Annotated in this window: 1 protein-coding gene; it reads left to right on the top strand. The window is 66.8% G+C overall.

The features are described 5' to 3' along the window. Window positions 1-371, top strand: a 371-nt coding sequence (locus N8H74_RS29245) for an RHS repeat protein (RefSeq protein WP_262152180.1), incomplete at both ends; no start/stop codon positions are given.

Here is a 371-nt window from a genome sequence, read left to right on the forward strand (position 1 = left end):
TACGTCTGGGATGACGCCGGCCGCGTCACGGTGCAATACGTCGATGGCACCGAAGAGGTTTACGTCCACGACGACAGTGCGCGGCTGGTGCGCAAGGTCGAGGCCAGCGGCGCTGAACACCTCAAGCGCTATGACGCCCAGGGGCGGCTGATCGCCGAACAGGATCCGCTCGGCGCCGTCACCGAATACCGCTACGACGCTGCCGGACGGCTGGTGGCGCTGCTTCCGCCGGAAGATGCGCCAACGTCCTACGACTACCGCCACGGTTTCCTGCATCGCCGCACCCGTGACGAGGCGGTGTGGACCTACCGGCGCAATCCTCAGGGCGATGTCACCGAGGCGGTCGATCCCGACGGCCAGGTCACCCACTA

The sequence above is a fragment of the Pseudomonas sp. B2M1-30 genome, assembly GCF_025447575.1.
Taxonomy (GTDB): Bacteria; Pseudomonadota; Gammaproteobacteria; order Pseudomonadales; family Pseudomonadaceae; genus Aquipseudomonas; species Aquipseudomonas botevensis.